We start from the raw sequence: 12,385 nt of genomic DNA on the forward strand, positions 1-12,385 counted from the left end.
CCAAAAAACGCGATTGTTTAACCTCTCGCTGGCAAAAGCACTTCATCAGATACCCAGCTTCAATTACAGATAGGCTCAATGCTGCCCAGCAACCGCCTCAGGACGTGTGGCTCTATTAAGAGTGAGAGCCGACCTGGGCAGCTTCTGAGCATTAGCCTAGCAAGGATTTTGGAAGCTGAACTTTGCTTCCAGAAGCCTTGCGTAGCTAAGCGGAAGAAGCTAGGTCGGCGAACACGTTTCAGCAGTGAGATTATTCTTAGCGATTTATCGCTTAGGATAAGGCTCGATTTGAAGACAAGCCGCGCACTTTGCGGATTGGCTTCAAACGATGCCCACTGCGTTCCAGCCACAACAAACGTCCTGAGGCGGTTGCGTCCACACCAAACCCACCAAACCTGCAATTGGATGAGAAACTCCGATCAGCGGTAACGCTTTTGGAATTAGTTTCAAACGATGCCCACCGCGTTCCAGTCCGCAACAGCAGTCCCAGCCGGTTGCGTCACCACACAAACCCACCCACTTCTGCAATCAAGCCAAAAATCAAGAATCGAAATCATCCTTTTTCAACTCGGTTCAAACTATCCCCAGCAACAGACAAAAAGAGCCGCACGAAGCGACTCCTTTTTGCGGACAAATGAACCAACGTCATCACAACTCTGATAACCTAAACGTTCTCTTTGCGGATCGTCTCGATGATATTCTGCCGGTTGAACTTACGGAGTGAATAGCGCATGATCCAAAAGACCAGCAAGAAGACGAAGACGATGGCGAGGCCGATCGCCAGCCAAGGGAGTTGGTAATGGACCTGTTCGGCTTGACCACGATTGAAGCCCCAGTAGATTAGCAGCGCGACCCCGATCCCACTGACAATACCGATCAGCAATGACTTCAAGGAATAGAACAAGGTTTCTAGATTGACCATATGATCAAATTCTTTCTTCGTCATCCCGACAGATTTCAAAACGGCGAATTCCCGCTGCCGCAGGGCCATATTGGCGGTGATCGTGTTAAAGATGTTGGTGACGCCAATCAAGGTGATCACGATAATGAAGCCGTACAAGAAAATGCTGATCAATAAACGCATCGTTTTCTCTTCGCGGATCTGGGCGTCAAGGTTCCAACTGCTTAACTGCAAAGTAATCTTGCGGACCTCGCGAATGGTGTCTTCTGGTTTACTCGCGTCCATGACGATCGATTGCAGCACCAGCGGCAATTGCTGCTGGGCCACTTGTTGATCGGCGATCAGGATACTCGGCATGGTCCAATAGAAGCTGACCATCTCTGGCAGTTTCCGCGTCACCCCACTAAGGCGGAATTTGGCCTGATACTTCTTATGAGGACTACTCGAATTATCCCGATAGCTTCCACTAATCAAATCGCCGGCTTGATACCGATAATTATGCACATTGATTTGCTTGCCATCGACGGTCTGGGTGTCATTGTCGAACAGAATCAGTCCCGAAGCCAATTGTTGCTCGGTCAACCCATTGGCCCGACCGTACTTGCGAAAAGCAGTCCGATCCAAGGCAAGCAACTGGAGCTCCTGATGATCTCTGGCCGCAAGACCCGGTGCCAAGTGGTTTTCAACCCCAGCCAATTTCAAGTTGCCGTTTTCCGCTAAGGCGGTCATCACTTGAACGTGCTTAGTGTCAGGCAGCTTGGTGATGGCTTGGATCTGGGCCTGAGTTTTATCCGATTTAAGCGCCATTCCCTCATAATTCGGCGAGAAAGACAAGTTGAAATCAAGACTATGAAACCGCTGATAGGAAAAATTAAACGCCGCGGTCACAAACGCGCTCATTGCGATAAAAGTAAAGACACTGACCGCTAACGAAATCACGGTGGTCCGATATTTCTTCCGACTGCGCCGCAGATTTTTATACGCCAGGACGCCGCCGGACTTGAAGACATGCTGGATCCACTTCGGAACGCGCAAATTCTTGCTGGTCAGTTTTACATCTTGCTCATTGCGGATCTGGGCGATCGGACTGACCTTGCTGGCACGCCGGGCTGAACTTGAGGCGGAAAAATAAATCGTTGCCCAGCCTAAGACCACGGCGATCAGTAACCCGATCCATGAGAATTTCAGTTGAAAACTGTTGGCGCGGCCAAATAAAAATTGACTGCCGATGTGATTGACCGCAAAGCCCAGAATGTAAGACGCCAAGACACCCAATCCCAACCCTAGCGGAATCCCGATCAGCCCCAACTGACCACTTTGCAGTAAAACGATCCGTTTGATCTGCTTTTTAGTGGCGCCAACACTGGCCAGCATCCCATAGGTTTTCGTTTTCTCAGTGATCGAGATGGCAAAGGAATTACGAATGCAGAAAATACTCGTCAACATGATCACCGCGATCACAATGGTCGCAACGGTAACCAACATCAACAGGGTCTGATCAGAAAATTGTAAAACTTCCCAGTGCAACAAACCATCATTGAGATTATATCGATAACGTGCTTTTTTACCCTCACGCATTTGTTGATAATTGCTGAGACCTAGCAATTCCGGAAGATCGCGGCGAAAATGTTGCGGATGTTTCAAGGCAAGATAGACCGTATAATCTTTAACTTTCGCTGCGCTTGTTAGCCCTTGATAGCCATAATTATCAGCGTTTAAAACCCCTGTGATCCGAAAATCCTGATTCTTGCCCTTGACGACCGTCGCTTGCTCGATCAGCGCATCGCTATCTGGTAATTTTCTTTTCTTGACCGTAGATTTACCGATTTTCAACTGGAGCTGATCACCGATCTTCAAACCACTGGCCAGCAAAGTCGATTCGGAAACCACGATTTCCCGATCCGTTTGGGGCCAAGTTCCCGAGCTGAGATGATAGCCTAAAGTCGTCGGTTTAGTCTGGTTCAGTGATGCCACCGTCATCAACGGGAATTGTTCAATCGCGGCATCCGCATGATCGAAGGCGGCCACGCCTAAATCACTGGTTGTCTTGATTTGCTTAAAATCGCGGTTCTGGCGAATTTTCTTGAGTTGTTGCGGCGTCACATCATACAGTTTGATATGATAATAACCACTCGTGTCAATCTCACGTTGAATCAACGTTTGCCGCAGACTGGTCAGCATCGTTGCCACCGCCATGATCAAGGCCACCGACAGGGTGATCCCAACGATCGTGCCGATACTGCGCTTGCGATTGAGTTTAAAATCCCGCCGAGCGATTTTATGAAGGATCGTCATTTTACATCACCTACCAAATGCCCGTCTTCGATCTCGATCACCCGATCAGCTTGGGCGGCGATCTCCAAATCATGGGTGATCATCACGATCGTTTGTTGGTAATCGCGATTGGCTTGGCGCAATAAGGCCAAGATTTCCGCGCTGGCCGCAGAGTCCAGATTGCCAGTGGGTTCATCGGCCAACAACAACGCTGGTTCGGTGATCAACGCTCGCCCGATCGAGACCCGCTGTTGCTGGCCTCCCGATAATTCGTTGGGCAGATGATCCTGACGCTGTGTCAAACCCAAGCGCGCCAACAACTGTTTCAGTTTTTCCGGATCCGCCGAGCGATTATCCAGATCCAGTGGCAAGGTAATATTCTCGGTCACGTTTAAAATCGGAATCAGATTATAGAATTGATAAATCAAACCAACCTGACGCCGGCGAAAAATCGCCAATTGGTCATCATTGAAGGAATAAATGTTCTGACCATCGAGAAAAACGGTGCCTTCCGTCGGCCGATCCACGCCGCCGATCAAATGAAGCAAGGTCGACTTGCCACTGCCAGAAGCGCCAACGATCGCCACAAATTCGCCCCGGGCCACCGTAAAACTGACATTGTCTAGCGCTACCACTTTCGTACTGTCTTGTCCGTAAATCTTGCTTAGATTCGCTACTCGCAATAATTCCATCGCTACTGGTCCCCTTTTCTTGGCTCCTTGATTATCTTTAGTTTACCAAGCCAAAGTGACAACCAAGTGACTAAGAGCGTGCGAGTCAACGGTTTGACTTCGAAAATAGCCTAGCCAAAAGTAGGTTGGCCGCAGCTTGCGCTGCGAAATTCGGGGTGAGCTCGCTGTGGGCGTCACTTTGAGCTTTTCGGAAGGGCGCCGAAAATCTCAAAGCTGAGCCTTGGTCTAAGTGGCAAAGCCACTAAGACCAATTTCACGGCGATCTCACCCCGAATTTCTCCGCTCCAGCCGCTCAACGTTTTAACAGCCGGTTGAGCACTCACGTCATTTGGCAAGCTATCGTCAATTGATGGGGATCCACGCCATTGACGACCGTGGTTGGTGATCACAATCCTTGAATTGGTGACACCAGAATAGTTTGACAGATAAGCCGAGACAAGTTCTGGATGAATCAACCAAATCAGTCAACCTTCGCCCAATTGGAGTCCTCCGGAAGTGGGTTTCGCTTCCGGAGGTCTGGTGTAGCTAAACGCGGGAGCTGGGCGGCGAACAGGTTTCAAAAAAGAGTGTGAACCGATCCGGGTAGCTCCGGAGCATTAGCCTAACCAAAATAGGTTGGCCGCAGCTTGCGCTGCGAAATTCGGGGTGAGCTCGCTGTGGGCGCTGTTTTGAGCCAATCCGCAAAGACCGCGGTTTGTCTCAAAATCAGGCCTTGTCCTAAGCGGCAAAGCCGCCAAGGACAATTTCACGGCGATCTCACCCCGAATTTCTCCGCTCCAGCCGCTCAACGTTTTAACAGCCGTTTGAGCACTCACGCCATCTGGCAAGCTATGGTCAATTGATGAGGGGCCACGCAACTGACGGCCGTGGTTAGTAATCAACGGCGTGATATTGGTAACACCAGAATAGTTTGTCAGATAAACCAAGACAGGTTCTAGATGAATCAACTAAATCAGGCGGCCTTCACCAAATGATTGTCTTAAGAAAGTGGGTTTCGCTTGCGGAACAATTGCGTAGCTAAGCGCAGGGAGCTGGGTCGGCGAACACGTTTCCAAAAAGAGTGCGAACCGACCCGGGTAGCTCCTGAGCATTAGCCTAGCAATTGTTTTGGAAGCCGCATTTTGCTTCCGGAACAATCGCGTAGCTAAGCGCAGGGAGCTGGGTCGGTGAACACGTTTCAATCGCTGACCACAAAAAATCCGCCGGCAGCAGACGCTGTCGACGGATTTTTTTCAGTTCAATTTCAAGAGTAACAATTTCAGAAATTAGTCCTTGATTTGGCTCATAACTTCTTCCGCGAAATTGTCGACTTTCTTTTCGATACCTTCGCCAACTTCGAAACGAACGAAGCTAACCAACTTGCCGCCTTTGCTTTCAACAAACTTAGCGACGGTCAAATCAGGATCCTTCACGAATTCTTGGTCAGCCAAGCTGATCTCAGATAAGAATTTGTTCAAACGGCCTTCAACGATCTTGCCGATGATTTTCTCTGGTTTGCCTTCGTTACGAGTTTCTTCAGTCAAGACTTCGCGTTCGTGCGCCAATACTTCCGCAGGCACATCATCGCGGGAAACATATTTTGGATTGATCGCCGCCACATGCATGGCAACGTCGCGAGCAGTTTCTTCGTCCGCGCCTTCCACAACGACTAAAGCAGCGATTTGGCCACCGTTGTGCAAGTATGAACCGAAGTTTTGGGAAGCGGTTTTCTCAACTAAAGCGAAACGACGGAAGCTGATTTTCTCGCCAATAACCGCGGTCAAAGCCGTGATCTTGTCGGAAATCTTCTCGCCAGCAATCGTCAAGTTTAAGGCAGCTTCATTGTCAGCTGGCTTGCCAGCAGCGATTGCTTCGGCGATTTGGTCAACCAAGCCAGTAAACTTGTCGTTTGAAGCCACGAAGTCAGTTTCTGAGTTAACTTCAATGACCGCGGCAGCGTCACCCGCAACAGCGATTTGCGCCAGCCCTTCAGCAGCGACCCGATCACTCTTCTTAGCGGCTTTAGCCATTCCTTTTTCACGTAAAAGATCGACAGCCTTTTCCATGTCGCCATCAGCTTCAACTAAAGCTTTCTTGGCGTCCATCATCCCAACACTGGTTTTTTCACGCAATTCTTTAACTTGAGCTGCAGTAATTTTTGCCATTTCAATAGGCCCCCTATTAAGAATTTGATTTAAAAGTACCTTAATTTACAAAGAAAGAGTTTGGTGACAAAACCAGGTTTTGCGGCAAACTCTCCTTTTTTGTCAATAAGTGCTTGACGAAAAACTATTCAGCGTCATCAGAAGTCGATTCTTCAACTTGATTAGCAATATCTTCGATCGATTCTTCGCCTTCAGCTGCTGCAGGAGCTTGTTGTTCTTCTTCAGCAACTTCATCTTGGCCTTGACGACCTTCGATAACAGCGTCAGCCATCTTAGCAGTGATCAAACGAACGGCACGAATGGCATCATCGTTTGAAGGAATGATGACATCGATATCGTCAGGATCAGTGTTGGTATCAACCATCGCTACGATCGGAATATTCAACTTTTGCGCTTCTTTAACGGCGATCCGTTCCTTGCGAGGATCAACGATGAACATTACATCAGGGATCCGAGGCATATCTTCGATACCGCCCAGGAATTTCTCTAATTTTTCTTGTTCTTTCTTAAGTAAGGAAACTTCCTTCTTAGGTAAGACATCAAAAGTGCCATCAATGGCCATCTTCTTGATGTTCTTTAAGCGTTGGATCCGGCTTTGGATCGTGTTCCAGTTAGTCAAAGTCCCACCTAACCAACGATGGTTAACGTAGAATTGACCCGCACGAGTTGCTTCTTCAGCGATCGCGTCTTGAGCTTGCTTCTTAGTCCCTACGAATAAGAAAACGCCACCGTCAGCGGCAACAGCCTTCACGTAGTTATAAGCATCGTCAACCATTTTAACGGTCTTTTGCAAGTCGATGATGTAGATCCCGTTACGTTCTGTAAAGATGTATGGTTTCATCTTTGGATTCCAACGACGAGTCTGGTGACCAAAGTGAACCCCTGCTTCAAGCAATTGTTTCATTGATAATACTGCCATGATAAAGCCTCCTATGTTTTTTCCCGCCACATTGCTCTCCTCACGTCTGCACCTCGCGGCAACACAAGCGTAATCACAATGTGTGTGAATTTGGTGATAACACCGTTTAAAATTATACCAGAACTCATGCAAGTTGCAAGTCCTAACGCCAATTTATCAGATGTTTTTCTTCAGTAAAAATAATTCTCGTTGACGATATGCTGTGGATGAGATTTGTTGGCAAAAATCGCTTGGCCGTGGCTTGCGCTGCGAAATTCGGGGTGAGCTCGCTGTGGGCGCTGTTTTGAGCCAATCCGCAAAGTGCGCGGCTTGTCTCAAAATCAGGCCTTGGTCTAAGTGGCAAAGCCACTAAGACCAATTTCACGGCGATCTCACCCCGAATTTCTCCGCTCCAGCCGCTCAACGTTTTAGCAGCCGTTTGAGCGCTCACGCCGACTGGCAAGATATCGCCAATTGATAGGGAGCCACGTGAATAACAACCGTGGTTAGTGGTCACAATTTTTAAATTGGCGACCCCAGTACAATTTTTCTGATGAACTCGGCAGTTTCTTGATGAATCAGCCAAATCGATCGATTTCAAACCAAGAAATATGTAGATGACCGAGTCCAGTTGTACGGAGCACGTTTCCAGTTCGCGATAGCTAGTTGTGACTAGTGCCTAATTCTGATTGCCAACTTATCTGATGTGCTCTCAGGAAAGCTTCTTTTTCTTGACGACGATGGCGCTTGAATTTGGCCTCGAAGCTCAAGGCCAATGACTTGCTGGCGAATTCTTGTTGATAGAGCAAGCGAACTGGGCGGCGATTGCGAGTGTACTTGGCGCCTTTGCCTGCATTGTGCGTGGCGACGCGTTTGGCCACGTCATTAGTTGACCCCGTATAAAAGGTCCCATCGGCGCATAATAAAATATAGCAATAGTAAATAATCGTGCGCCTCCCTTTCGTTTAGTCAAAATCACGACCAATGTGATATTGGGCTCCAAATCGGATTGAGAGCCACACAACTGCCAACATAGGCTGACAGTCTCAATTTCTCTTGTGGGCGACAACAGAATAATCCTCTCGATGAACTCGAGTAGAATCCTGTTGAATCAACCAAATCATTCTATTTTCAGAAAAAATTCTGTTCAAACGAGCGAGATCCACTGTCGGTACCACCCAAAATCTGCTGGCCTATTACTCAGTATTCGTTAGCATTGCTGTACCACCCAAAAAAGGTGAACGATTATTTTGACATCTCGCTTGCAAAAGCACCTCGTCAAATCCTTCACTTCGACTGCAGATAGGCTCAATTCTGTTCAGCAACCGGCTGGGACTGCGCGGCTCAGTGGTGAAATTGTCCTTGGCGGCTTTGCCGCTTAGGACAAGGCTCGATTTGAAGACAAGCCGCGCACTTTGCGGATTGGCTTCAAACGATGCCCACCACGTTCCAGTCCGCAACAGCAGTCCCAGCCGGTTGCGCTTACGCACAATACCCACCAAAACCTGCAATCAAGCGAAGAACAAAAAGCAGAACGCCAAATTTCACCAATCCACTCAACCAATTGCCCACCAAAAATTTATTTCGTTAAATCATCGCCATGCAAAATGGTTTTGACTTGGGGCGTATATTCGTCCTGTTCGGTATAAGCAACGATCGGCGGCAGGATCCGCACCCCATTAGGTCGCCCGTCCTTGATGGCGTCCACCAAAACCATGTTGGCTTCGCGATCTGCCTTGGGATAAACGAATTGCAAGCGCTTAACGGCCAACCGCGCCGCGTCGCATTTAGCCATGATTTCGTCCAAGCGTTCCGGCCGATGAACCATGTAAAAATGCCCATTGGTTTTCAGCAAGCGGGCGCTGGTTGTCAAGACCGCCGCCAAATTGGTTTTCAATTCATGCCGCGCGATCGCGTAATAGGGATTTGGATTCTTCGTGCTTTGCGGTTGATCAACGAAATACGGCGGATTACAAGTCACCGCGTCCGCAAAGTCCGTGCCCAAGAATTCCGGCGCGTCCGCCAAATCAATCGGTAAAACATTGATCTGATTTTCTAAGTGATTCAGTCGAACTGACCGGTGAGCCATTTCCGCCAGTTTCTCTTGAAGCTCGATCATCGTGATCGTCTCGTTGGTTTTCTGGCTCAAAAACAGACCAACGGCGCCATTGCCGGCGCAAAGATCGACCACTTGATCGGCTTTTTTGACTTGGGCGAAATCCGCCAGCAAAACCGCATCCAGTGAAAACGAGAACACCTCGTCGCTTTGAATGATTTTGATACCGCCGTTGACCAATTGATCGACCCGTTCTGTCATTTGAAGACCTCCACATTGACCGGCCAAGAATATCATTGCGAAAAATATCCTTTGACCGCTTTTTCTGCTATAATTTTCTATGAACTCAATTTTAGCATAAAAGGTGACGTCATGTTCTACAAAATCATCCGACCGATTGCCCGCTTCATCGTGTGGCTACTCAACGGTCACACCAAAACCGTTAATAAGCAAAACTTACCTGAAGGCAGCTACATTCTCGTCGCGCCTCACCGAACTTGGTGGGAACCGATTATTTTCGCGCTGGCGGCCAGTCCGAAAGAATTCAGCTTCATGGCCAAGAAGGAACTCTTCCGCAATCCGATCCTGCGCTGGATTTTGGTTCATGCCCATGCTTTTCCGGTAGATCGGTTCAACCCCGGCCCCTCAGTTATCAAAATTCCGGTGCGCACGTTAAAGGCTGGTAAACTGGCCTTGATCATGTTCCCGTCTGGCACCCGCTATTCCAGTGAGCTCAAAGGCGGCGCCGCTTTGATCGCCAAGTTGGCCAATGTGCCGCTGTTGCCCGCCGTCTACCAAGGCCCGGTCACGTTCAAGGACTTTCTCAAACACAAGCGGGTCACCGTGGGCTTTGGCGAGCCGATCCCCATCGACCGCCGTTTGAAGTTGGACGAAGCCGGGTCAGAAATGATCAATCAACAGATGACCGCTGCCTGGGCCGCGCTGGATCAAGAAATCAACCCCGATTTCCATTACGTGCCCGATGAGAAACATTTAGCCGCCGAGAAAGCAAAAAATCAATTAAAATAGCCCATTGCCAACCAGCACCGCGTTAGGAGCGCTCCTCAGAGCCAGCTCGCACGCGGTGTTTTTTTAATTTTAGCTTGGTCAGCTCGGATTGAAGGTCAGATGGAATTATTTGGAAAAAATATCTGCCGCGAGTTTTAGCCGGGATTATTTGGAGTGCTATGGAGTGCTATTTGGAGCAATTTATTTAACCAAATCATCTGAGAAGATCATTTCCCAGAATTATTTGCGAAAATCAGTTGCGAGAATCATTTGCGAGAAACCTGGGAGAAACGATTTAGGAAAAAGTTGAAATTTTCGCCATCTTTTTAAAATAAAATCGGCCATCTTAGCGTATTTACTTCTAGTGGCGTTCATCAGTTCCCCCCCACCAAAAGCAATCAGTGGCCGCCGCGGACCAAAAAAAGTCGAGCCCCAGTTGGACTCGACTCTCCTTAACTTGTTAATGTGTCTCCTTTGATTGACGCTAGATCTCACCGGCTACAGCTGACCTCATGACTTGATTTTGTCAGCCGGACTCTTGAGCGGCGGGCAAGCTTAAGATTCAGCCAAACGACCTAACCCCCCCAAAAAGTACGAGGCTAGATAGGTGAACCCGCAAAAAAGCACGGTGGTGGCACATGGCTGTTAAGCAGTTGGTTCCGCGGTCGCGTCGACCCCATGTTGCAATTGGTACAACTGATAGTAACGCCCTTTTTGCGCCAATAATTGGTCGTGGGTCCCGTGCTCAACAATGCGGCCGGCGTCAAGGACAATGATTTGTTCAGCGTCTTTGATAGTCGACAAACGGTGGGCAATGGCGATCGTGGTCCGACCACGGCGGAGGCGCCGCAGCCCTTCTTGGATCATGCTTTCCGTTTCCGTGTCAATATTGGCGGTGGCTTCATCCAGCACCAAGATCTTCGGATCAGTAACCACTGTGCGCGCGAAGGAAATCAATTGCCGCTCACCACTGGAGAACTGCGCACCCCCTTCAATCACGCGAGCGTGGTAGCCCCGGGATAGTTTATTAATGAAGCGATCCGCCTGAACGAATTCAGCGGCTTCTTCGATTTGTCGATCAGTGATGTCTTGATTGAACAGGCGAATATTGGAGGCCACATCACCATAGAACATGAAGGAATCCTGCAAGACCAAGCCCATTTTCCGCCGTAATTCGGTCATCGGATAGTCTTTGATATCCTTGCCATCGATCAAGATCTGACCTTCGTAAAACTCATAAAAGCGCATCATGATATTAATGATCGAGCTTTTACCGGAACCGGTATGACCAACGATGCCAATGGTCTGCCCGGGCTCAGCGATAAAGGAAATGTCATTCAGGACTTTGTGTTCGCCATCGTAAGCAAAGGAAACATGGCGGAACTCGATTTTGCCAGCGGTGATCTCCCCAGACGCGTCCGGATGTTGTTGCGGCGCGATCGTCGGGTCATCTAAGATTCGGAAGATCCGTTTCCCAGCTACCACCCCATCTTGCATAAAGGACAGCGAATCCATCATGTCGGAGATTGGATTGAAGAAATTCTGGACGTAGGTCGTAAAGGCGTAAATAACCCCAGCTTCCACGAAAACATGTTCCGAAAGTAGTCCGAAATAAGCCAAAACAGCGGTCAGCGCCAAAGCGTAGAGCAAATTGATCAACGAGGACAACAGCAGCGAGTTGGTGTGGATCATCGCCTTGCGCGTGGCCAAATACTCGCCGTTGGTCTGCTCGAATTCTTGACCGATCCGGTGTTCCTGTCGAAATTCCTGAATGACGGCAATTCCTTCGATGGATTCATTCAACTTAACATTCAGTTCGCTCAAACGTTCCCGCATCCGGCGGTAAACGCGCGAGCTGTAACGGGCATAATACCAAATCGCCACCAGCAAAATTGGCAAAAAGGCCAAAACAACCAATGCGCCGGTGCCATTCAAGGCCGCCATCGCGAAATAAGCGGTGATGATTCCCAGCAACCCGGTCAAAATTGACGCGAAGAATTGCAAGAAGTCCATCAAGGACATGGTATCATTGGTCACCCGCGAGACGATCGAACCTGCCGGCGTCAAGTCAAAGTAGCGCATCCCTAAAGTGTGCAACTTACTGAATAGCGCGCGCCGGACACTTTCTAGCGCCTTCTCGGACCCAACGGAGTACAGATAATTACTGACAAACTGAAGCACCGCTTTCAATAAAACACCAAGAAAGTACAAAGCGGCAAAGCCTAAAATCACCCGAGTGGTCCCCCGGGCTGGCGTGAGATATTTATCCATGAATTCCTGCAAGATCCGCGGCAAGAAAACATTCATTAAGGACAAGGCGGTGGCGCTTAAGATGGCAATAATAAACAGCCACTTGAACGGCAAGGTAAACTTCAGCATTCGCTTGATGATCCGGCCTTGTTCCTTCATGGG

Annotated in this window: 13 protein-coding genes; 2 read left to right on the plus strand and 11 right to left on the minus strand. The window is 48.9% G+C overall.

Features of this window, described 5'->3' with window-relative positions; all coding sequences use genetic code 11:
- The first annotated feature begins 168 nt into the window (after positions 1–168).
- Positions 169–429 carry a hypothetical protein gene (locus ACYVSB_RS11740; protein WP_461219537.1) on the plus strand — a complete coding sequence of 87 codons (261 nt, stop codon included), beginning with the start codon at positions 169–171 and terminating at the stop codon, positions 427–429.
- Positions 430–664: 235 nt separating this feature from the next.
- On the opposite strand, the gene ACYVSB_RS11745 is transcribed toward ACYVSB_RS11740, so the two are convergent.
- The 10 genes from ACYVSB_RS11745 to ACYVSB_RS11790 form a co-directional block, all read right to left on the minus strand.
- Positions 665–3,196 (minus strand): FtsX-like permease family protein, encoded by a 2,532-nt coding sequence (locus ACYVSB_RS11745; RefSeq protein WP_461219538.1) that lies wholly within the window; start codon positions 3,194–3,196, stop codon positions 665–667.
- Positions 3,193–3,867: an ABC transporter ATP-binding protein gene (locus ACYVSB_RS11750; protein WP_461219539.1), complete on the minus strand. Its 675-nt coding sequence runs from the start codon at positions 3,865–3,867 to the stop codon at positions 3,193–3,195. Before ACYVSB_RS11750 ends, ACYVSB_RS11745 begins: the two co-directional genes overlap by 4 nt.
- A gap of 173 nt (positions 3,868–4,040) precedes the next feature.
- On the minus strand, positions 4,041–4,322 hold the full coding sequence (locus ACYVSB_RS11755) for a hypothetical protein (protein WP_461219540.1): 282 nt from the start codon (positions 4,320–4,322) through the stop codon (positions 4,041–4,043).
- Between the two features lie 141 nt (positions 4,323–4,463).
- Positions 4,464–4,814 carry a hypothetical protein gene (locus ACYVSB_RS11760; protein ID WP_461219541.1) on the minus strand — a complete coding sequence of 117 codons (351 nt, stop codon included), beginning with the start codon at positions 4,812–4,814 and terminating at the stop codon, positions 4,464–4,466.
- A 318-nt stretch (positions 4,815–5,132) separates the two neighbouring features.
- Positions 5,133–6,011: a translation elongation factor Ts gene (tsf, locus tag ACYVSB_RS11765; protein ID WP_461219542.1), complete on the minus strand. Its 879-nt coding sequence runs from the start codon at positions 6,009–6,011 to the stop codon at positions 5,133–5,135.
- A 124-nt stretch (positions 6,012–6,135) separates the two neighbouring features.
- Positions 6,136–6,930 (minus strand): 30S ribosomal protein S2, encoded by a 795-nt coding sequence (gene rpsB, locus ACYVSB_RS11770; RefSeq protein WP_125596263.1) that lies wholly within the window; start codon positions 6,928–6,930, stop codon positions 6,136–6,138.
- A 142-nt stretch (positions 6,931–7,072) separates the two neighbouring features.
- Positions 7,073–7,495 (minus strand): hypothetical protein, encoded by a 423-nt coding sequence (locus ACYVSB_RS11775; RefSeq protein WP_461219543.1) that lies wholly within the window; start codon positions 7,493–7,495, stop codon positions 7,073–7,075.
- A 76-nt stretch (positions 7,496–7,571) separates the two neighbouring features.
- Positions 7,572–7,856 carry a GIY-YIG nuclease family protein gene (locus ACYVSB_RS11780; RefSeq protein ID WP_461219575.1) on the minus strand — a complete coding sequence of 95 codons (285 nt, stop codon included), beginning with the start codon at positions 7,854–7,856 and terminating at the stop codon, positions 7,572–7,574.
- Between the two features lie 249 nt (positions 7,857–8,105).
- Entirely contained in the window at positions 8,106–8,399 is a 294-nt protein-coding gene (locus ACYVSB_RS11785) for a hypothetical protein (RefSeq protein ID WP_461219544.1), read from the minus strand.
- Between the two features lie 89 nt (positions 8,400–8,488).
- Positions 8,489–9,226: a tRNA1(Val) (adenine(37)-N6)-methyltransferase gene (locus ACYVSB_RS11790; protein ID WP_461219545.1), complete on the minus strand. Its 738-nt coding sequence runs from the start codon at positions 9,224–9,226 to the stop codon at positions 8,489–8,491.
- A gap of 111 nt (positions 9,227–9,337) precedes the next feature.
- Here ACYVSB_RS11790 and ACYVSB_RS11795 point away from each other — a divergent pair, with 111 nt between their 5' ends.
- On the plus strand, positions 9,338–9,994 hold the full coding sequence (locus ACYVSB_RS11795; RefSeq protein ID WP_461219546.1) for a lysophospholipid acyltransferase family protein: 657 nt from the start codon (positions 9,338–9,340) through the stop codon (positions 9,992–9,994).
- 624 nt (positions 9,995–10,618) lie between these two features.
- Here ACYVSB_RS11795 and ACYVSB_RS11800 read toward each other — a convergent pair.
- Entirely contained in the window at positions 10,619–12,382 is a 1,764-nt protein-coding gene (locus ACYVSB_RS11800; RefSeq protein WP_461219576.1) for an ABC transporter ATP-binding protein, read from the minus strand.
- Between the last annotated feature and the right edge of the window lie 3 nt (positions 12,383–12,385).

The organism is Lapidilactobacillus salsurivasis, from assembly GCF_054785215.1.